Source organism: Heliobacterium mobile (assembly GCF_009720735.1).
GTDB classification, from domain to species: Bacteria; Bacillota; Desulfitobacteriia; order Heliobacteriales; family Heliobacteriaceae; genus Heliobacterium; species Heliobacterium mobile.
In genome coordinates, this window is record NZ_WNKU01000004.1 from 36,349 (window position 1) to 56,858 (window position 20,510).

The window sequence follows — 20,510 nt, forward strand, 5'->3', positions numbered from 1 at the left end:
GGGAGGCCCTATGGATAAGGTAAAACGATATATGGCCGCTGACCGTTGGGACGCCCCCCATATCGATACGGCAGAACTCATCAAGGACAAAGACAAAAAAGCAAGGCTCGATCAGGCATTGGAAGAATTCCGGGACAAGCCTGGTCAACTTGTTCGTGTGCTGCAGAAAGCCCAGGAGATTTTCGATTACATTCCGGAAGGAGTTCAAGTTTACGTGGCCGATCGCATGTCCATCCCGATCAGTGAGGTTGCCGGGGTGGTCAGTTTTTACAGTACTTTCTCCACCCGTCCGAAAGGGAAGTATACCATCGGAGTTTGTTTAGGTACGACCTGCTATGTCAAAGGAGCACAGGATATTGTCAAGGCCCTGAAAAAAGAACTGTCCATCGACGTGACGGAGACGACGAAAGACGGTCTTTTTTCTTTGACGAGCAGTCGCTGTGTCGGTGCTTGCGGGATGGCGCCGGTCATGGCGATAAACGATGAAATATACAGCCGTGTCAAAGCGGAAGATGTCCCCTTTATCCTGGCGAAATACAGAAACAGGGCTGCAGAAGAGGAAAATCTTAATGGTAAATCGTAACGCTATCGGGCCGATTCGGTCCGTCGAAGACCTAGAGAAAATTAAAGAACGCTACCGCCCGGTACTCGCGCATCGCCTTACAAATGAAACTCCGGACAAAAAGGCAGACGAAAACATATCGTTCCCTCGCCAAATTCTCTTCTGCCGAGGGACAAGCTGTATGACCGGTCACAGTGAGACACTGCAAGCCGCGTTCGAAAAAGAGATTGAACGGCGAGGCTGGAGCGATCAGGTCCATGTGGGGATGACAGGGTGTTTTGGCTTTTGCGATTTAGGTCCCGTCGTCATCATTCACCCCGAAGGGATCTTATACTGCCGCGTCAAGCCAGAGGACCTCCCGGAGATTTGCGACGACCATCTCGAGCAAGGGAATCTGGTCGAACGTCTTTTGTACCGTAGCTCCTCTACGGGACAGCCCATTAAGAGGTTGGACGAAAACGATTTTTTTCGTGGTCAGGTTCGGGTAGCTCTTCGCAATTGCGGCCTCATCGACCCGGAAGATATCCATGAATACATCGCTCATGACGGGTATTTTGCCTTGGCGAAAGCGTTGATGAGCATGTCCCCGCAGCAGGTCGTTGAGACGGTAGAGGCCTCTCAGATCCGAGGACGAGGCGGCGCCGGCTTTCCCTCGGGAAAGAAGTGGTCCTTCACGGCAGGAGTGAAGGACGAAAAAAAGTATATCGTCTGCAATGGCGATGAAGGTGATCCGGGGGCCTTTATGGATCGAAGCCTCATGGAAGGGGATCCTCACGGGATCATCGAGGCGATGGTCATCGCCGGGTATGCCGTCGCTGCTCATTTAGGATATCTGTATGTGCGGGCCGATTATACGCTGGCCGTCCACCGGCTCGAGACCGCCATCGGCCAGGCCAAAGCTGCCGGGTTGCTTGGCAAAAACATCCTCGGCAGCGGCTTTGATTTTGATCTGGAACTTCGCCTTGGTGCTGGTGCTTTCGTCTGCGGCGAAGAAACGGCCCTGCTTCGGTCAGTGACAGGCCGGAGGGGCGAACCTCGTCCTCGTCCGCCCTACCCGGCCGTGTCAGGACTGTGGGATCGACCGACCCTTCTGAATAACGTGGAGACCTACGCCAACATTCCCCAGATTATCTTGCGGGGACCGGAGTGGTTTGCCACCATGGGGACGGAACGCAGCAAAGGGACGAAGGTCTTTTCCATTGCCGGCAAGGTGAACAATACAGGACTGATTGAGGTGCCCATGGGGACTACCTTGAGAAGGATCATCTATGACATCGGCGGGGGCATTCCACAGGGGCGCAAGTTTAAGGCGGTACAAATGGGAGGGCCAACCGGGGGCATTCTGCCAGAAGCGCATCTTGACACCCCCATCGATTTTGACAGCCTCCACGAAATCGGTTCCATGATGGGCTCTGGCGGCATCATCGTGATGGATGAGCAGGATTGCATGGTCGATATGGCTCGGTTTTACCTGCAGTTTTCTGTCGATGAATCCTGCGGAAAGTGTGTGCCCTGCCGGATCGGCACGAAACGGCTTTTGGAGAAGGTCATCGCGATCACCGAAGGGCGCGGCGAGATGGAGGATCTAGAGATTATCGAAGAATTGAGCCGGGACATCAAAGAAGGTGCCATCTGCGGTCTAGGGCAGACGGCGCCCAATCCGGTCATCAGCACGCTAAACTATTTCCGGGACGAGGTTCTCGCCCATATTCAAGATAAACGCTGCCCTGCAGGCGTTTGCAAGGTCATGCACCGCCCGAAGATGGCTCGAAAAAACAAGGCCCTTTCCAGGGGGTGATGAACATTGCAGAACCATGAGAAAAATCCAATTCTCGCCATGAATGATCAGGAGCACACAGAAAAGCAGATCGAGCGAGTCAAGTTGGAAATCGACGGGCAGCCGGTAGAAATCGAGAAGGGGACGACTATTTTGGAGGCAGCCCGCAATATCGGCGTCAACATCCCCACCCTCTGTTATCTCAAAGATATCAATGAGATTGGTGCCTGTCGGGTCTGCTTAGTGGAGGTGGAGGGGAGAAAGTCACTGCCTGCGGCCTGTATCTATCCGGTCGAAGAGGGCATGAAAGTCCGTACGAACACGTCACGAGTACGAAAAGCCCGGAAAAAGATCGTCGAGATGCTCCTTTCCAACCATCACCGGGAGTGCACCGCCTGCATCCGCAACTTAAACTGTGAGCTTCAGAACGTGGCCGACAATCTGGGCATCCGCAATATCGAACCGACCGGTGAAACGATGCGCTATGAGATCCACCACAACAATCCAGCCATCCAGCGAGACTACAACAAGTGCATCCACTGCCGCCGTTGCGAAAGCATTTGTTCCAAGATTCAAGAGTGTTACGTCTACTCGGCCCAGAAACGGGGCTTCGACACCGTCATCGCGCCGCCGTTCATGCGCGATCTGGGTGATGTGGCATGCATCATGTGCGGACAGTGTGTCATCGCCTGCCCTACGGCATCCCTCGCCGATAAAGAGAACATCAACCCCGTTTGGATGGCCTTAGAGGATCCTCAAAACCATGTGGTTGTCCAGACAGCTCCGACCATTCAAGTGACCTTAGGGGAAGAGTTTGGCCTGCCCGTGGGGACGAAAGTAACCGGAAAGATGGTGACGGCCTTGCGGCGGCTCGGCTTTGATCAGGTCTTTGCCACCGACTTTGCGGCTGACCTGACCATCATGGAAGAGGCCTACGAGTTTGTCGAGCGTCTGGAACAAAACAAACTTCCTTTTCTTACGTCCTGCTGCCCCGGCTGGATTAAGTTCTGCGAGCACTTTTATCCACAACTTATCCCCTATGTATCCACATGTAAGTCACCCATGGCCATGTTCGGTGCCCTCTGCCGCCATTATCACTATCAAGAGCGGGGCATTCCCAGGGAGCGGATGATCTCGGTAGCCATCATGCCTTGTACTGCCAAGAAGTATGAGGCGGCCCGTCCCGAGCATGGCGACGGGGAACGGCCGGACATAGACTATGTGCTTACGACCCGGGAATTGGCCCGGATGATCCGCCAGGCCGGAATCGACTTTGCGAACCTGCCCGACGACGAATTCGATGCACCCCTCGGTACTTATACAGGGGCAGGCACGATCTTCGGTGCCACCGGCGGTGTGATGGAGGCGGCGCTGCGGACCGCCTGGTGGGTGATGAACGGCGGGAAAGAGATGGCCGATGCACCGGAAAAGCGGACTCGGGAGCAAACCGTCGAGTTTCGTGAGATTCGCGGACAGTCGGGCCTAAAGCTGACCCATGTGATGCTCGGCGGGCGGGATATCCATGTGGCTGTGGCCCATGGGACCGGCAATGCCCGGCGCATTCTCGACGCCATCTTGGGCGGCGAAAAGATTGACTATGTGGAAATCATGGCTTGCCCTGGCGGCTGTGTCGGCGGTGGTGGCCAACCGATCCTGTCCGGAAGGGATCATAAAAAGCTTTCCTTAGATTACCGCCACAACCGGGCTGATGCCCTGTATGAGATCGACTATAATAAGCACCTTCGCAACAGCTATGAAAATCCGACGATCCAGCGGATGTATGAGGAATTCTTGGGACATCCGGGCAGTGAAGTCGCTCAGAAATTGTTGCATACCCATTACCGTGCACGAGGAAATATGCCGAATGTACGGGAGTAAGACTGAGAAGTCCTGAATCGACATAGGTTCAGGGCTTCTTCATGTTTAAACGTGTCGCACAGAGGGTAGGGGGTTAAAAGTTTGGAGTGCTCGTTGTTCGCTTTGTCGAACTGGTACTAAACTCACATTATATTCATATAAATATGCATAAAAAAGCATATAACACAATCTGAGCAGGATTAAATATGCTTAAACAAACATATTATTTGTGAAATAAAGAAAGAAAAAGGGGTGAAACAAATCATCGTACACGCCAAATATTCAATAAATATGTTTAACTCAACAGAAGGGTTTTTCTATTTTGTGCATAAATATTTCAAATAATATACATAGAAAACAGATACACAAATCTCGGCGTTTAGGACACCAGGAAGTGCCAAAACCATGAATCCTGAGGAGGTTACCATGAGCAAGGTACTAATGATTTCGCCGGAAAAATGTTTGGGCTGCAGAAGCTGTGAACTCATCTGCTCCTTCCACCGGGAAGGTGCCTTTAACCCCAAACAAGCGGCCCTGTCAGTGCTGACCTTTGAAGAAGCCGCCATTTCTGTGCCGGTCATGTGCATGCAATGTGAAGAGGCTGCATGCAGCAAAGTCTGCCCGTCCGAAGCCTTGTCGAAAAACGCATCAGGTACGGTCGTCGTCGACGAAAACAAGTGTATCGGCTGCAAATTTTGTATCAGCGCCTGTCCCTTCGGCAATGTCAACTATCATCCTGTGGAACGAAAAATCATCAAGTGTGATCTTTGCGGCGGCGATTCCAACTGCGCCAAGGTCTGCCCTACCGGGGCCATTGAGTTTAAAGAGGCGAATGTGGCCAACCTGCGCAAGAAGAAGGCTGTGGCCGACAAATTCAAGGAAGTCTTCGGGGAGGCGAGCGTATAATGTTTGGCTGGAAAGGCACGCTGTTGCGGGTAAATCTGACGGAAAAGACGATTCAGAAAGAGCCACTCAACATGAAGGATGCCGAATTGTACCTCGGCGCTCGCGGGCTCGGAACCAAGTATGTGATCGACGAAGTAGACCCGAAGGTGGAACCCTTCAGTCCCGAAAACAAGGTCATCTTCATGACCGGTCCGCTGACAGGCACCTTTGCCGCTTGTTCCGGACGGTATGTCGTCGTCACGAAAGCCCCGTTGACAGGCACGATCGGTGCATCCAACTCAGGGGGACATTTCGGCCCTGAGCTCAAATTCGCTGGCTATGATGGGATCATTTTTGAAGGCAAGGCCGACGGCCCCGTATATCTTTACATAAATGACGATCAAGTAGAAATACGCAGCGCAGCTCACCTCTGGGGAAAAGATGTCCACGAAACGACAGACCTCCTCGTCACAGAAACCGAAGAGGACGCCCGGGTGGCCTGCATCGGACCTGCCGGGGAACGGCTCGTCAAGTTCGCCACCATCATGAACGATAAGCACCGGGCTGCCGGACGTTCCGGCTTAGGCGCCGTCATGGGTTCGAAAAACTTAAAAGCTGTCGTCGTCCGAGGAACGGGCGCCGTCGCTGTTGCTCAGCCTGACGCCTTTTTGGCGGCATCTATGGATGCACGGACCAAGTTAAAAGCACATCCAGTCACCGGTGTGGGTCTGCCCACATATGGCACAGAAGTCTTGGTCAACGTGCTCAACCAATCGGGCGCACTGCCGACGAAGAACTTTGCCTCAGGCAAATTCGATCGTGCTGACGAGACTGGCGGCGAAACGCTGCGGGAAAAATACCTGGTCCGCAACAAGGGCTGTTTCGGCTGTTCCATCGGCTGTGCCCGGGTCACCCGCATCAGCGACGGCCCTTACCAAGGATTCGGCGAAGGTCCCGAATACGAAGCAGGCTGGTCTTACGGGGCCAACTGCGGTATCCACGATTTGGCCGCCATCACGAAGGCCAACTTTATCTGTAATGAACTCGGGCTCGATCCGATCACCATGGGTGCGACGATCGCCTGTGCCATGGAGATGATAAAAAAAGGCATCTTGAGCCGGGAGCAGGTTGGCCGGGACCTAGTCTTCGGTGACGCGGACGCGATCGTCGAGCTGACCCGTCAGACGGGCCTGCGGGTAGGCTTTGGCGATCAGTTGGCCGAAGGTTCCTACCGCCTGGCCGAAAGCTACGGTTGCCCCGAGTTATCGATGACCGTGAAAAAGCAGGAGCTCCCTGCCTACGATCCTCGTGGCGTTCAAGGTATGGGCCTCGAATATGCCACTTCCAACCGGGGTGGATGCCATGTTCGCGGCTATCTGACCGCGCCGGAGATCCTTGGTGTCCCCGAAAAGCTCGATCCGCTGACGACGGAAGGCAAAGCCTTCTGGTTGAAGATTTTTCAAGACCTGACGGCAGTCATCGACTCGGCAGGTATCTGTCTCTTCACGTCCTTAGGAATCGGGCTTCCTGAAATCGCCGCGCAGATTCGCACCGCCTTAGGCTGGGATTGCAGCGATGAAGCGATTTTGGAATTGGGGGAACGTATCTGGAACCTGGAAAAGCTCTTCAACCTGAAAGCCGGATTCAGCAAAGCTGATGACACACTGCCCAAACGGCTCCTCGAAGAGCCCCTGCCCGATGGTCCGGCGAAAGGAAAAGTCGTAGAACTGGAACCGATGCTGGAGGAATACTACGCCCTTCGCGGTTGGAATGCCGATGGGATTCCGACCGCGGAAAAAACAAAGGCGCTCACCATTGAAGGGTAAGGCAGAGTAGGCTCGCTCTCTTTGGATCACGTCGGAACTATCGATCTGCAATCGGCCAGCTCGTATCCAGCGGGCCGATTGCAGATTCTTCATTATGGGCGCTAGACAGGATGTATCAGATGAAGGTGAAGTCTATTGAAGGTGAACTTCTACGCCTATTTTCGTGAGTACGCCAACGCGAAGGAACTCACGGTCGATCATTGTGCCACTGTGGAAGATCTGATCCTGTTCCTCGGTCAGCGCTGCGGCCGCCGGATGCAGAAAGAACTGCTGAAAGAGGGGACGGTGAGCGATCAAGTCATCATCCTCGTCAATGGGCGCCATATCGCTCATCTGGGCGGTCCGCAAGCGCGACTGCAGCCCGACGACGAGATCTCCATCTTCCCGTTAGTGGCCGGAGGCTAACGGTCATTCACGGAGTAATTCAGAGCAGAAGGTGAACATTGTGACTCTTTCATCCGGTATGCAGCACAGGTCACCGGATCGGGTGGCCGTCACCGGCAGGATTTTGGAAGGCTATCCTAAAGAACAGCGTTACACTTTGGCTATGCTGCAGGATATTCAAAAGGAATTTCAATTCATCCCTCGGGAGTCGATGGAGTTGATCGCCGACTATTTAGAACTCCCCTTGAGCAAAATCTACAGCTTAGCCACTTTTTATAAGGCCCTCAGCTTACGACCAAAAGGGAAGCATGTCATCAAAATCTGTGATGGTACGGCCTGCCACATCCGTTCTTCTCAGATGCTCGCGAACGAATTATACACATTGCTGAAGATTCGGCCTGGTGAAACAACGGAAGATGGGCAATTTTCCATCGAGATGGTCAACTGCCTCGGTGCCTGCGCCATCGCACCGGTCATTGTCATCGATGAGACCTTTTATGGCAAGGTCACCCCGGCCAAACTGCAGGAGATCATCGCTCAGTACGGCGATGCCTTTGGTCAGAGCGACCGTTCAGGAGGTGTAGCCCATGAGTAACCCTAACCAGGCAGACATCAGGATGAGAGAGGCACATTTGTCCGAAGGAACTCTTCGCAGAGACTGCCGGACGGTGCTCGTCTGTTGCGGCCCCGGCTGTTTGGCCAACGACAGTCCGGCGATTGCCAAGGCATTGCGGTCGAAAATTGACGAGGCCGGTCTCGACGTTAAGGTCCATCCCCTCATCAAAGAGACAGGCTGTCAGGGACTCTGTGAAAAGGGACCGATGATCCGCATCGTTCCCGATGATATCGCCTATTACAAGGTATCCCTAAATGATGTGGAAGCCATCGTCGAGAAAACGCTGCGCAGCGGAGAGGTGATTCCGAAGCTGCTCCATATCAGCGCAAAAACAGGCAAGCCGGTCCTAACGCTGCGGGAAAATGAATTCTACACCCCGCAAGTCAAAATCGCACTGCGCCATGTCGGCGAGATTGATCCCCATCAGATCGACGACTATATCGACCATGGCGGCTACGGCGCTTTAGAAAAAACCGTAAAAGAAATGACACCTGATGTTGTCATCGAAGAAGTGCACCGTTCCGGCCTGCGTGGACGCGGCGGCGCCGGCTTTCCCACGGGGCGAAAGTGGAAACAATGCGCCAGCTATGAGAACTCTCCGAAATATGTCGTCTGTAACGGCGATGAAGGTGATCCGGGCGCTTTCATGGACCGGAGCATCATGGAAGGGGATCCGCACAGCGTCATTGAAGGGATGATCATCGGCGCCTATGCCGTCGGTGCGAACGAAGGGTTTATCTACATCCGCGATGAGTATGCGCTGGCCGTAGAGACGATCCGGAAGGCGATAGAACAAGCCCGGGAGCGGGGCTATCTCGGCCGCAATATTTTAGGCAGCAGCTTTTCTTTCGACTTATCTATCGTCCGAGGCGGCGGCGCCTTCGTATGCGGCGAATCGACGGCACTCATGGCTTCGATCGAAGGAAAAGTGGGTGAACCGCGGGCCAAGTACATACGATCCGTGGAAAAAGGCCTCTGGGGTCAACCGACGGTCCTCAACAACGTCGAGACCTGGGCCAACATCCCTGTGATCCTTACACAGGGCGGGGACCAGTTTCGCCAGATTGGGACGGAGAAGAGCACCGGGACGAAGGTCTTCTCTCTAGTGGGCAAGGTGAAAAATACGGGACTCGTCGAAGTACCCATGGGCATCCGCTTGCGGGAGCTGATCTTTGATATCGGCGGCGGCATCTTAGGCGGGCGGAAATTCAAAGCTGTCCAAACAGGCGGCCCCTCCGGCGGGTGTATCCCTGAAGAGTTGCTCGATTTGCCCGTCGATTTTGACAGCCTCACTGAGGCCGGTTCCATGATGGGATCGGGCGGGATGATTGTCATGGATGACCGCACTTGTATGGTCGACGTCGCCCGCTACTACGTTCAGTTCCTAGCGGACGAGTCGTGCGGAAAATGTGTGCCTTGCCGCGAAGGGATCCGCCGCATGGCAGAGATCCTAGAAGACATCTGTGAAGGACGGGGGCAAGAATCGGATCTGGACCTTCTACTCAACATCGGGGAGACGATGGCAGAAGCAGCCTTATGTGGCTTAGGTAAGAGTGCTCCCAACCCGGTGAGTACCACCATCCGGTACTTTAGGGAGGAATACTTGGCTCATATCCAGGAACGGCGCTGTCCAGCCGGCGTATGCCGGGAACTGACCACCTTTGAGATCGACGGTGCTCTCTGTAACGGTTGCGGCCTTTGTCGACGGGACTGTCCCACCGATGCCATCACAGGCTCGACGAAACAACGACATGTCATCGACCAGGAGAAGTGCATCCGCTGCGGTAACTGTGTCGATAGCTGCAAGCGTAATGCCGTCAAGGTTCGTTAGGAGGTGGTATCATGAAAATCGTCATCGACGGAAAAGTTTGCGAGGCGGAACGGGGCGAGTATCTATTGACGGTGGCCCGGCGAGAAGGAATCCATATTCCCACGCTCTGCCACAATGATGCGCTGCCGGGGCTGGCCAGCTGCCGTCTCTGTATCGTCGAAGTGGTGGAGAAAGGCTGGCACAAGGTTGTCACCTCCTGCGTATACCCGGTCTCCGCCGAGATTGAGGTGTTCACAGCTTCCGAGAAAATCCTCCGCATGCGCAAGACCCTGATCATGCTGTTGGCCGCTCGGGCGCCGGAAAACGAGACCATCGGAAAGCTGATGCAAGAGTACGGCCTCGAAAAGCCTGACCGGTTTAAAAAAGAAAACTCCTCTGACTGTATTCTCTGCGGCTTATGTGCCAGTGCCTGTGAGAAGATCGGCGCCGGAGCCATCTCGACGGTTCACCGAGGTGTTACCAAAAAGATTGCCACACCGTTTGACGATCCAGCCGCCGACTGTATCGGTTGCGCTGCCTGTGCCTCCATCTGCCCGACCGGGGCCATCAAGGTTCAGGATAAATCAGGGACGCGGCAGATCTGGAACAAGACTTTCGAGTTGTTGATCTGTCCCGATTGCGGGAAACCAGTCGTAACCCGGGAACAGGCAGAATACCTGCGCAAGCAGATGCAAGGGAATCCAATCGAGTACTCTGGCGATGGAACTGTCCGCTGTGAGCGCTGTAAAAAAGCGTCGGCAGCCGATCGTTTCCGAACCGCCTTTTCTTAAATATACATAAACATCATCATGCAGTAGAAAAGTCTTTTTCAGATTATATTTAGTCTGAAAAAGACTTATTTCTGTTTAAAAGGCAAAGTGATAATATGAATACAAAAACATATATTAAGATAATTTATAATCTTTTGTGTATTGAAGCAGGGATTTTAATGTTTTTGCCTAATTACATATATGGGTGAATGAAGGTGCAATCTCAATTATTGCTTCTCAAGGTCAAAAGGGAATCGTCTTGATGAACTTCATCCACTCTCATTCTAAATGGAAGATCCAATGGATTGAATTTTCTTTTTCCATCAATAACGTTTTAAGAATCATGCCCCTATAGCCTTATTTGTGAGAATGATTTCAAACAACAAGCTGAAGACGTCATCCTAGTACATATTTCTAAGGAGGAGTTCTCATGAATGCCTACGTAGGTACAGTCCTTCGGATCAATCTGACGGAAAACACGGTCAAATGTGAGCCCCTGGATGTAGAAACGGCGAAAAAGTACATCGGCGGCCGTGGGCTGGGCAGTTACCTGCTGTCTCAAGAGATTGACCCTGAAATCGATGCCTTAAGCCCGGAAAACAAGGTCTTCATCACCACAGGTCCGTTGACCGGGACAACGGTTCCTACCGGTGGCCGCTATATGGTGATTACCAAATCGCCTTTAACCGGCACGATCGCTTCCTCCAACTCCGGCGGATTCTGGGGACCGGAACTGAAAAACGCCGGCTATGACATCGTCGTCCTGGAAGGTAAGGCGGAAAAACCGGTCTATATCAGCATCAAAGACGATCAAGTGGAGATTAAGGATGCGGCTCATCTCTGGGGGATGAAAGTCAACGAGACGACAGACACCCTGCTTGAAGAATTTGGCGATCCCAAAGCTCGGGTCCTCTGTATCGGTCCAGCCGGGGAAAACCTCTCCCCCATGGCCGCAATCATGAATGAGCGCTACCGTGCCGCTGGTCGATCCGGCGTAGGTGCCGTTGTCGGTTCCAAAAATGTGAAAGCTATCGTCGTTCGTGGCTCTGGCAAGGTGAAGATCGCCGACGAAGAAAAGATGAAAGCTTTCGTCAAAGACGCCATGAAGAAGATTCGTGAAAACGGCGTCACCGGTCAAGGTCTGCCGACCTATGGCACGGCCGTACTCGTCAACATCATCAATGAAAGCGGAGTGCTGCCTACCCGCAACTTCCAAACAGGTGTCTTCGCCGACGCCGAAGCGATTTCCGGTGAGACCTTGTCTGCCGAGTACTTAGTGAAGAAGGATCCCTGCTACCGCTGTCCCATCGCTTGCGGTCGCTACACGAAGGCCGATGAGATGGAAGGCGGCGGGCCGGAGTATGAAACGATCTGGTGCTACGGTTCCGACTGCGGCATCAATGACATGAAAGCGATCATCAAAGCGAACCATCTCTGCAACGAATACGGTCTGGATACGATCACCGCTGGCGCCACCATTGCCTGCGCCATGGAGCTCTTTGAAAAGGGGTATATCAAACCAGAAGAAGTCGATGGTCCGGAACTGACTTGGGGCAATGCGGAAGCGATTATCGAGTGGACGAAAAGGATGGGTACCAGCGAAGGCTTCGGGGCCAAACTAGCCCAAGGTTCCTACCGGTTGGCTGAATCGTACGGTGTCCCCGAGTATTCGATGACCGTGAAAAAGCAGGAACTGCCTGCCTATGATCCACGGGGCATTCAAGGACACGGCGTCCAATACGCCACATCCAACCGGGGCGGTTGCCATGTTCGCGGCTATCTGATTTCACCGGAAATCTTAGGCCTGCCGGAAAAACTGGACCGGTTCTCCCTGGAAGGCAAACCGCTCTGGGCGAAGATCTTCCAAGATCTAACCGCCTCCATCGATGCATCAGGTATGTGTCTCTTCACCTCCTTCGCGCTAGGGGCCGGTGACTATGCAGACCTGCTGAGCGCAGCTTGGGGCGTGGAAGTGACGGCGGAAGATGTGCTGACCGCTGGGGATCGCATTTATAACTTGGAGCGCATCTTCAACTTGAAGGCCGGTCTGACCAAAGCGGATGACACTTTGCCGAAGCGCTTGCTTGAAGAGCCCCTGCCGGAAGGCCCCTCGAAAGGATGGGTCCACAAGCTCGATGAACTGCTTCCCAAGTATTATGAAGTCCGCGGTTGGGATGCCGATGGAGTGCCGACGGCAGAAAAACGAAAAGAACTTGGATTGGAATAAGATCACGGGGGAGGCATGAGAGCCTCCCCTTTTGCTAAAGGAGGGGAAACCCTATGGGAGATCATCTGAACGGCTATGGAACATCGGAGCAGTTTGTGTTGAATGAGGCGGCCCTGAAACAGAATATTACCGTCTTCGTCAAATTGTTTGCCACTTTTCGAGACAAGCGCTTTATGACTCGGCATATGGAGTTCCCGGTGAGAAGCACTGTTCGGGAAGTCCTTCAGGCAATCCACATTCCGGAAGAAGAGGTGGCCATCTGCATGGTCAACGGCCATTCGAAAGAGATTGGTCATGAATTGGCTGATGGGGATACAGTCTCACTCTTCCCCCCGGTCGGCGGAGGGTAAAATAAGGAAAGTAGGATCATAAAAACGCCACAATTTTCGAGAGTGGCGTTTTTATCTTTTTTTAGGTTTGAACGATAATTCCAAAATGAAAAAAGACTAGCTAGGTACCAAATATGCTTGTGAAAATCATCGCATTTACCGAGTGGGTGATGTATTATTATATTAATCATTTATCCTACAGGAGGAATGCGGATGCATAGCATTGTTCAGTATGCGCTACAAATGGCTCCGTATCTGCACAAGATCTCCTTTGGTAAAGCATGTATCACTGTAGCTGACGAAGAAAAGTTTATCCTCAAGATACCTGGAAAGAAGATTGATATAAAAGCGGTAAGTATAGGTGTGCCGTTGCGTCCTGGCACAGCGACCTACCGGGCTGTCCAGGAGGGGATAGAACAGGTTACTGAAGTAGGCCCCGAAATATACGGAGTGCCTTATTTGGCTTATGCCATACCGTTGCATGCAGACGGTCAAACGGTTGGTGTTATCGGCGTCAGTATTCCTGTCGAGACGGAAAAGATGATCGAAGAGATTGCACGTAACTTGGTCGTCCAAATGAAGCACATTACCGATTCGTTGGAGAACATGTCCGCTAGTTCGCAAGAATTGGCCGCCTCGGTTGGGGGAGCATCCGAACAGGCTTGTCAAGCCTTACACCAGTGCAAACAGACCGATGAAGTAATCGAGTACGTCAACAAAGTGGGCGGTCAAACAAAATTATTGGGTTTCAACGCATCGATTGAAGCGGCTCGGGCCGGGGAAGCAGGACGGGGATTTGCCGTAGTGGCAAAAGAAATCGGTCGTTTGGCTGATTTTAGCACGTCCTCGACAGATAAAGTCAAAGCGGTCCTAAGCAGTTTACAAGTATCTGTACTAACCATCCAACAACAGATGTCTGAATTGACGGCCGTGTCTCAGGAGTTTGCAGGAGCGTCACAGGAAATTCAGTATGCAGCCAATCGGATCGAACAGACCATTGTGAAATTGAATGAAATGGCTCAGGCGGCTCTGTAACCATAGATATAAATTCGGGCATCCTAATGGCGGAGGTGATAGGCTTGCCAAAGGGGCCTGGACGTTCCGCCGCCGACAAAGAAGTGGTCTTGGGCCATCAAGAGAAACGGATCAAAGACGCTCATGATGCGGCAGGTATCGCGACAGAAACATTCGGCGTGAATCCTGAAGAATCGAGACAAGTGGATATCTAAAGCCGCGGCCAATCCCTGTAGAAGATGAAACTTCGAAGGGGATTGGCCGCTTTACTATTTTGAAATTCATGAAGGATCAGTTCTAAAGGCTGGACATCGCCGGTACTTCACAGTAAGATCTCTATATTGTTAGCTTTTTCCTCCATGATGAAAGGAGCTTTTTCATGAACAACAGTGTTCGCCCGAGAGTCTTTGTCACTCGCGATATGCCCCAACCGGCAATAGATCGCTTAAAGGAATTCGCTTATGTCGATCTGTGGCCGGCCTTTCCCGCGCCGGAAAAGCATGAGCTCCTCTACCATGTATCTCAGGCTGATGCCTTATTGTGCATGCTCAGTGACCCTATCGACGAAGAGGTGATGGCGGCTGGGAAAAAACTGCGCGTCATCGCCAACTATGCCGTCGGTTACGACAATATTGATGTGGCAGCTGCGACAAGAAGAAATATTGCTGTGACAAATACCCCCGATGTACTGACAGAGACGACGGCCGATATGGCTTTTACCTTGTTGATGGCGGCCGCACGAAATCTGATCGCTGCCGACCGTTTTACGCGGGATGGTTTCTGGATTGCCTGGCATCCGCTGGTGCTGCTAGGTCATGATGTTAGCGGAGCTACCTTAGGCATCGTGGGCTTAGGTCGAATCGGACAAGCTGTGGCTCGACGGGCACGAGGTTTTGGGATGCGTATTCTCTATACGTCGAGGCACCGCAATCCCGCCGCAGAAGCGGAACTTGGCGTGGAATACTGCTCGTTAGAAGAACTTTTGCAGCAGTCTGATTATGTCTCCCTGCATACCCCGCTGATGCCAGAGACGCATCATCTGATTGGGGCGAAGGAACTGCAATTGATGAAACCGACGGCCATCTTGATCAACACGTCTCGAGGGAATGTCGTCGATCAGGAAGCGCTGACAGCAGCGCTGCAGGACGGAACGATTGGTGGAGCCGGGCTGGACGTCTTCAAAGAGGAACCTATTTCACCGGATGATCCGCTGTTGGAGTTGTCCAACGTGGTGGTGGCTCCTCATATTGGAAGTGCTACGATTGAGACGCGTACCAAGATGGGGATGATGGCGGCGGAGAACATCAAGGCGGTGTTGGAAGGGCGGCGCCCCCCCAATCTGGTCAACAAGGATTTGTATAGCTCACCAAGCAAATAAGTATCTAAGGAAAGTGGTCGTTTTTTTCGGCCGCTTTTTCTTTGTGAACATTATCAGAGGATTTTGGAAGATTTAAGTCGAATCTAACGAAATACCGAAATGGGAAAGGGACGGGAGGGTCCGCCATGCAGGGGAGACGCTTTGACAACGTGGACGGGAATATGAAATCGGAACTGGATAAAATCGCCCGTTCGGTTGTAGACAGTCTGACCACCCAAATCGCTATCCTTGACGAGACTGGCGTCGTGATCGCTGTCAACCAGGCATGGCGAGACTTCGCGCTCAAAAATGGATTTGACCCCGACGACAGTGGTGTTGGATTAAATTATTTAGCCGTTTGCGAGGCCACCGATGGGGACGATGCTTCTGACGCGGCACGGTTTGGAGCCGGTATCCGAGCGGTGATGAAAGGTCAATTGGAGGAGTACGCCCAAGAATACCCCTGTCACTCCCCAGTGGAGCAGCGGTGGTTCGTCGGTCGAGTGACTCGTCTTTCCTGGGACGGACCTTTGCGAGTCGTGGTGGCCCATGAAGATGTGACGGATCGGGTCTATGCCGGGATTGAGCTCAAAAAGGCCAAGGAATCGGCAGAGGAAGCGAACCGGGCGAAGAGCAACTTTTTGGCAGTCATGAGTCATGAAATCCGGACGCCGATGAACGGTGTCTTGGGCATGGTCGATCTGATGCTCGACACATCGTTAACGGACGAACAGAAGGAATTTGCGTTGACGATTCAGAGCTCAGCCCATTTGCTGCTCACCATCATCAACGATATTTTGGATTTTTCCAAAATCGAAGCAGGCAAGATGCCTATTGAGACGGTTGAATTCGATGCGGAATGGGTCATTCAGAATACTTCCACCACATTAGCGGGCAAGGCCCGTGAAAAGGGGTTGCAGCTTCATACATCCTTTGAGCCTCAAATCCCTCGTATCCTGCGAGGCGACCCTGTCCGTTTACGGCAGATCCTCTTTAACCTATTAGACAATGCCATCAAGTTTACGGAGCAGGGAAAAGTGGAGCTACAAGCGCAACGGATGGCCGTCCAATCGGAGAAGGTCTATGTGCGCTTTCAAGTATCTGATACGGGAATCGGCATGTCTAAAGAGGTCATTAAGCATCTTTTTCAACCGTTTCAGCAGGCAGACAGTTCGATGAACCGTCGCTATGGTGGAACCGGGCTGGGGTTGTCTATTGCGAAGCGGCTTGTCGAGTTGATGAATGGAACGGTCGGTGTACAGAGCGAAGTCGGGAAAGGATCGACATTTTGGTTTTTAATTCCCTTCGAGACGATGGAGGAAGCGCTTCCCTTGGTGCCAACAAAGGAATCGCAAGTTGAAAGGGACGACATCAAAGCGAAAGTTAAGCTTCAGGATGCATCTGATAGCATAGCTGCTGACGAAGTCAGCGAGTCAATGAAGGTCCCCATACTGCTTGTGGAGGATAGCCCTGTCAACCGCAAGCTGACGGTGATGCAGTTGAATAAAATCGGCTTCGGCGATGTGGATGTCTGTGTCAATGGCCGGGAAGCAGTCAAGGCGGCATCGGCAAAACCTTATGGGGTTATCTTGATGGATTGCCAGATGCCGGTGATGGATGGATTTGAAGCGACCAAAGCCATACGTCGAATCGAAGGCGTCATGGGGCGATATACACCGATCATCGCTTTGACAGCCCATGCTATGGAAGGGGACCGGGAGCGCTGCTTGCAAGCCGGTATGGATGACTACATCAGCAAACCCGTCAAACTGGAAGAGCTGCGCCGAGCCTTAGGCCATTGGAGCCGAGGCGAAACCCTGTGATTTTCCATATCTTTGAGGTTTGTTGAATACCAGTGGAAATTCGGTATGGCTTTAGTATAATGAATGATGAGGTGAGGCGAACAATATGGGTTTTTTTAATAAACTCTTTGGCGGCGCCAGTGCCAAACCGGCACAGGCCGAATCGGAAGGAAAGTCGGCAGCGCCTGGTTCCCTTCTGGGAAAGATAAAGGCGGACGAACAGCGATGGAATGTGACGACCTTGACCAATGCGGACCCCCATTATGAATTGGGAGATATCCTGATCGCCCATTCGGACCGGGATTTTTATGTGGACTTCCCAGAAGACTTAAAACCGGCTGTGTTGGCGAAAAACCCCAACTTTGTCTTTCATCATGACAAGTCTTTTGACGGTTTTCACTATTACTCTGACATCCCCATGCGTTCGGGTATTTATGACTTGGTGGAACGGATTGACAAACACCGGGTCCTCGCGGCACAGGAGTGGTTGGAAGAAGCGAATGGAGAGTACATAAACCGCCGCCGCTGGGGTGTGCTGCACATCAATCCTTACGGGACCAAGGGAAGAGCCGGTCACAACGCCCTGGAACTGCAGATGTATGAGACGGACGAGTTTACCCACCGTGTGTTTCGGTCGATCTTCCGGGAACTGCAAGCGGGCGATCCCGATATGCTGAAGATGAAGACGGCTACCGAAGTAAACCGCTATAACGCCTTCTTAACGGACATCAAGATGCATACCTGGGTTACCGTTCCATCGGCCCAAGGGGAACAGCTTGTTTTCGGTCAACGAGGCAAATTGGACGTAACCCTCTGTGACGAGTTGTCTGATGCGGACCGGATCGAAGGGACGCTGAAATTCAGCTTTGCCAACTGGCTCACTCGCTGCCTTGCGAAAGAACTGGGCATCAACCAGGACGTGCTGTCCGGGCTGGAAGGGAATATCAAGGGCTATGACTTGTTCCTGGACAAGTCGGACTATACTATCGGCTTGACGGCAGGTATCAGCCTCGACCAAGGCCGGGCGGCCGTCGTCGAGCCGCTCGCCTCGCAAGGCCGGGTCGTTCCTTGCACCAAGCCGGAACTGGGCCGGATGATGCAACAAGGGATGATGGCGACCGGCGAATACGCCTTGCAGGCGCTGGCGGCTCGAAATGGGATAGACTTACGGTAATCGATAAAAAAAGGAGATGCCTACAAGGCATCTCCTTTTTTACCCCGCCATCTCTGGATTCGGCCAAGAGATCGTATCGGAGTGATGGTCTTTGAGGATGAGGTTGGCGGCCAATTTACCGCAGGTGATGACGACGGGAACCCCTCCACCGGGATGTACGCTGGCCCCGACGAAGTAGAGGTTCTTCACATTTTCCGATGAGATATGGGGACGGAAATAGCCTGATTGAAGCAGCGTCGGCGCCAAGCCGAAGGCAGCCCCCTGATAGAGATGGAAGCGCTCTTGGAACGTATGGGGCGTGTAGATGCGTTCAAATTCGATATGTTGGCGAAGGTCGGTCAGCCCGGCCTTTTCTAATTTCTCCATGACTTTTTCACGAAACTGAGGCAAGGCGGTTTTCCAGTCGATGTCGCTGCTGAGGTTGGGTACGGGGACAAGCACATAGACGACTTCTTTATCTTCCGGGGCTACAGACGGGTCGATCCGAGTCGGTGCGTAGAGATAGATGGCGGGATCATCCGGCAATTGGCCCTGTTCAAAGATCTGATCTAAGGTTTCTTTGTAGTCGCGAGTAAAGTAAATGTTATGGACATCAAGATGATCGTACCGGCGATTGGTGCCCAAATAGAACATGAGTGCACCGCAGGAATTCGTCATGCTTTCTAACTTTTGCGGAGTATATTTGCCGCGAGAAGCGGCAGGGATTAGCTTCTCCATAGAGGTGGGGAAGTCCACATTGGAAATGACCACATCGGCATAAAGCTCTTCCCCGGTGGTCAATCGAACCCCTCGAGCCATGCCGGATTCAATCAGGATTTCCTTGACTTCACTATTTACCCGTAAAGAACCGCCGAATTCTCTGAGCAGTTTGACCAGCGCTTTGCCGATGGCATTCATGCCGCCTTTAGGATACCAGACACCGCTGACGCCGTGCTCCACATAGGCGATGATCGTGTAAATAGAGGGAGCGTCAAAAGGGGAGATGCCCAGGTAAATCGATTGGAAGGTGAGCGCGATACGCAGTCGTTCGTCCTTGATGAACCGGCTGATGTCAGAATACATATTGTTCAGCGTTTTTAGTTGGTACATTCCCGTCAGCGTATCGATCGTTAAAAACTCTTCCAGCTTATTAAGCGGTTTTTCAATGAACTTTTCCCGGGCGGCTACGTAACGGGTATGTATTTGAGAGAGAAACTTCAAGTAGCCGTCCACGTCATCGGGGTTGACTCGTTTAATCTCATCAAGCAGTGCTTTCATATCGCTGGGGAGGGCGAGAACCGTACCATCGTGATAATTGAGCCGGTATAAGGGGTTTAGCCGGATCAGTTCCAGATAATCTTCAATATTTCGACCGATCTCTTGAAAAAACTGGCGGAATACATCATCCATCATCATAATGGTAGGTCCAATATCGATCGTATACCCCTGCTCTTCAATCGCGCCTAACCGGCCGCCGGGAGCCGGTTCTTTTTCCAATACGGTGACGTCCCAACCTTGATGAGCGAGGCGTACGGCTGCACTTAAACCGCCTGCACCTGCACCGACGATAATGGCTTTTTGTTTATTTGACAAAACTCATCATCCTTTAATTAAACATAGTAACAATTACTAATAACTATAAGATACCAGGTTTACCTGCCAAATACAATCCTCTAGTTTGAGCATGTAGTTCATATTCCTCATATATTCAACATTTAGCTTACGAATACGCTTTCGGCCATTAAAACAAAAAAGAAAAAGCCGAGAAGAGGCACAAGTGTGGTTGCTTCATCGGCTTAGTTATTTCCGGAGGATGGTCTAAGGACAGTATTCTTTTTTAGCGAACTCGTATTTTCACCGGGCCGAGAATGACTGCCTTGCAGGCTAACCGGACACCGTCATCAATGCGGTCAAAAAGCTCGTCCACCTCGTCGATGTCAGGTTCACTCAGGTTCTCTTCGCCTTCTAACACGGTGACTTGGCAAACGCCGCAGCGACCGTCTTTACAACTGTATTCGATATCAACGCCGTTTTTCAGGCCTGCTTCCAGGAGAGTGGTTCCTTCAGCAGCTTGCACAGAAATTTCTCCATCGTGGGTTACGAACGTAACAGGGATCATTCGTCAAATCACCTCCGATGGA

At 52.3% G+C, this 20,510-nt stretch carries 18 protein-coding genes; 16 read left to right on the forward strand and 2 right to left on the reverse strand.

Annotated features, from left to right (window positions below):
• The first annotated feature begins 10 nt into the window (after nt 1–10).
• From GJ688_RS05320 to GJ688_RS05395, 16 genes are all read left to right on the forward strand, one after another.
• Complete coding sequence (locus GJ688_RS05320; RefSeq protein ID WP_235910798.1) at nt 11–583, forward strand: NADH-quinone oxidoreductase subunit NuoE family protein; 573 nt, start codon at nt 11–13, stop codon at nt 581–583.
• The gene (locus GJ688_RS05325) at nt 570–2,360 is read left to right on the forward strand and encodes a NuoF family protein (RefSeq protein WP_155475514.1); all 1,791 of its coding nucleotides are present in this window, start codon (nt 570–572) and stop codon (nt 2,358–2,360) included. Before GJ688_RS05320 ends, GJ688_RS05325 begins: the two co-directional genes overlap by 14 nt.
• 6 nt (nt 2,361–2,366) lie before the next feature.
• Complete coding sequence (locus tag GJ688_RS05330; protein ID WP_328597318.1) at nt 2,367–4,217, forward strand: NADH-dependent [FeFe] hydrogenase, group A6; 1,851 nt, start codon at nt 2,367–2,369, stop codon at nt 4,215–4,217.
• Nucleotides 4,218–4,622: 405 nt separating this feature from the next.
• Nucleotides 4,623–5,102 carry a 4Fe-4S dicluster domain-containing protein gene (locus GJ688_RS05335; RefSeq protein WP_155475515.1) on the forward strand — a complete coding sequence of 160 codons (480 nt, stop codon included), beginning with the start codon at nt 4,623–4,625 and terminating at the stop codon, nt 5,100–5,102.
• The gene (locus tag GJ688_RS05340; RefSeq protein ID WP_155475516.1) at nt 5,102–6,907 is read left to right on the forward strand and encodes an aldehyde ferredoxin oxidoreductase family protein; all 1,806 of its coding nucleotides are present in this window, start codon (nt 5,102–5,104) and stop codon (nt 6,905–6,907) included. The genes GJ688_RS05335 and GJ688_RS05340 overlap by 1 nt, the downstream gene beginning before the upstream one ends.
• A gap of 141 nt (nt 6,908–7,048) precedes the next feature.
• On the forward strand, nt 7,049–7,312 hold the full coding sequence (locus tag GJ688_RS05345) for a MoaD/ThiS family protein (RefSeq protein ID WP_328597323.1): 264 nt from the start codon (nt 7,049–7,051) through the stop codon (nt 7,310–7,312).
• 40 nt (nt 7,313–7,352) lie between these two features.
• Entirely contained in the window at nt 7,353–7,886 is a 534-nt protein-coding gene (nuoE, locus tag GJ688_RS05350; RefSeq protein WP_328597319.1) for an NADH-quinone oxidoreductase subunit NuoE, read from the forward strand.
• Between the two features lie 22 nt (nt 7,887–7,908).
• Complete coding sequence (locus tag GJ688_RS05355) at nt 7,909–9,738, forward strand: NADH-quinone oxidoreductase subunit NuoF (RefSeq protein ID WP_155475642.1); 1,830 nt, start codon at nt 7,909–7,911, stop codon at nt 9,736–9,738.
• A gap of 11 nt (nt 9,739–9,749) precedes the next feature.
• Nucleotides 9,750–10,508 (forward strand): 2Fe-2S iron-sulfur cluster-binding protein, encoded by a 759-nt coding sequence (locus GJ688_RS05360; protein WP_155475518.1) that lies wholly within the window; start codon nt 9,750–9,752, stop codon nt 10,506–10,508.
• A 409-nt stretch (nt 10,509–10,917) separates the two neighbouring features.
• Nucleotides 10,918–12,714 (forward strand): aldehyde ferredoxin oxidoreductase family protein, encoded by a 1,797-nt coding sequence (locus GJ688_RS05365; RefSeq protein WP_155475519.1) that lies wholly within the window; start codon nt 10,918–10,920, stop codon nt 12,712–12,714.
• A 53-nt stretch (nt 12,715–12,767) separates the two neighbouring features.
• Nucleotides 12,768–13,064, forward strand: a complete 297-nt coding sequence (locus tag GJ688_RS05370; protein ID WP_155475520.1) for a MoaD/ThiS family protein — start codon at nt 12,768–12,770, stop codon at nt 13,062–13,064.
• A gap of 192 nt (nt 13,065–13,256) precedes the next feature.
• Entirely contained in the window at nt 13,257–14,078 is an 822-nt protein-coding gene (locus GJ688_RS05375) for a methyl-accepting chemotaxis protein (RefSeq protein ID WP_170291696.1), read from the forward strand.
• A gap of 44 nt (nt 14,079–14,122) precedes the next feature.
• Nucleotides 14,123–14,272, forward strand: a complete 150-nt coding sequence (locus GJ688_RS05380; protein ID WP_155475522.1) for a hypothetical protein — start codon at nt 14,123–14,125, stop codon at nt 14,270–14,272.
• 164 nt (nt 14,273–14,436) lie between these two features.
• A complete protein-coding gene (gene gyaR / locus GJ688_RS05385; RefSeq protein ID WP_155475523.1) occupies nt 14,437–15,435 on the forward strand; it encodes a glyoxylate reductase in 999 nt (332 codons plus the stop codon).
• A 125-nt stretch (nt 15,436–15,560) separates the two neighbouring features.
• A complete protein-coding gene (locus GJ688_RS05390; RefSeq protein ID WP_155475524.1) occupies nt 15,561–17,237 on the forward strand; it encodes an ATP-binding protein in 1,677 nt (558 codons plus the stop codon).
• An 85-nt stretch (nt 17,238–17,322) separates the two neighbouring features.
• A complete protein-coding gene (locus GJ688_RS05395) occupies nt 17,323–18,390 on the forward strand; it encodes a hypothetical protein (RefSeq protein WP_155475525.1) in 1,068 nt (355 codons plus the stop codon).
• 39 nt (nt 18,391–18,429) lie between these two features.
• Here GJ688_RS05395 and GJ688_RS05400 read toward each other — a convergent pair whose 3' ends face one another.
• Nucleotides 18,430–19,962, reverse strand: a complete 1,533-nt coding sequence (locus tag GJ688_RS05400) for a phytoene desaturase family protein (protein WP_155475526.1) — start codon at nt 19,960–19,962, stop codon at nt 18,430–18,432.
• A 244-nt stretch (nt 19,963–20,206) separates the two neighbouring features.
• Nucleotides 20,207–20,488, reverse strand: coding sequence for a 2Fe-2S iron-sulfur cluster-binding protein (locus tag GJ688_RS05405; protein WP_155475527.1), 282 nt, complete (start codon nt 20,486–20,488; stop codon nt 20,207–20,209).
• Nucleotides 20,489–20,510: the final 22 nt, after the last annotated feature.

Excerpts from the sequence above, each read along its gene's own strand:
- GJ688_RS05390 (WP_155475524.1), top strand. The coding sequence starts at position 15,561 with ATGCAGGGGAGACGCTTTGACAACGTGGACGGGAATATGAAATCGGAA.
- GJ688_RS05395 (WP_155475525.1), top strand. The coding sequence starts at position 17,323 with ATGGGTTTTTTTAATAAACTCTTTGGCGGCGCCAGTGCCAAACCGGCA.
- gyaR (WP_155475523.1), top strand. The coding sequence starts at position 14,437 with ATGAACAACAGTGTTCGCCCGAGAGTCTTTGTCACTCGCGATATGCCC.
- GJ688_RS05355 (WP_155475642.1), top strand. The coding sequence starts at position 7,909 with ATGAGAGAGGCACATTTGTCCGAAGGAACTCTTCGCAGAGACTGCCGG.
- GJ688_RS05365 (WP_155475519.1), top strand. The coding sequence starts at position 10,918 with ATGAATGCCTACGTAGGTACAGTCCTTCGGATCAATCTGACGGAAAAC.
- GJ688_RS05320 (WP_235910798.1), top strand. The coding sequence starts at position 11 with ATGGATAAGGTAAAACGATATATGGCCGCTGACCGTTGGGACGCCCCC.
- GJ688_RS05325 (WP_155475514.1), top strand. The coding sequence starts at position 570 with ATGGTAAATCGTAACGCTATCGGGCCGATTCGGTCCGTCGAAGACCTA.
- GJ688_RS05340 (WP_155475516.1), top strand. The coding sequence starts at position 5,102 with ATGTTTGGCTGGAAAGGCACGCTGTTGCGGGTAAATCTGACGGAAAAG.
- GJ688_RS05370 (WP_155475520.1), top strand. The coding sequence starts at position 12,768 with ATGGGAGATCATCTGAACGGCTATGGAACATCGGAGCAGTTTGTGTTG.
- GJ688_RS05375 (WP_170291696.1), top strand. The coding sequence starts at position 13,257 with ATGCATAGCATTGTTCAGTATGCGCTACAAATGGCTCCGTATCTGCAC.
- GJ688_RS05405 (WP_155475527.1), bottom strand. The coding sequence starts at position 20,488 with ATGATCCCTGTTACGTTCGTAACCCACGATGGAGAAATTTCTGTGCAA.
- GJ688_RS05335 (WP_155475515.1), top strand. The coding sequence starts at position 4,623 with ATGAGCAAGGTACTAATGATTTCGCCGGAAAAATGTTTGGGCTGCAGA.
- GJ688_RS05360 (WP_155475518.1), top strand. The coding sequence starts at position 9,750 with ATGAAAATCGTCATCGACGGAAAAGTTTGCGAGGCGGAACGGGGCGAG.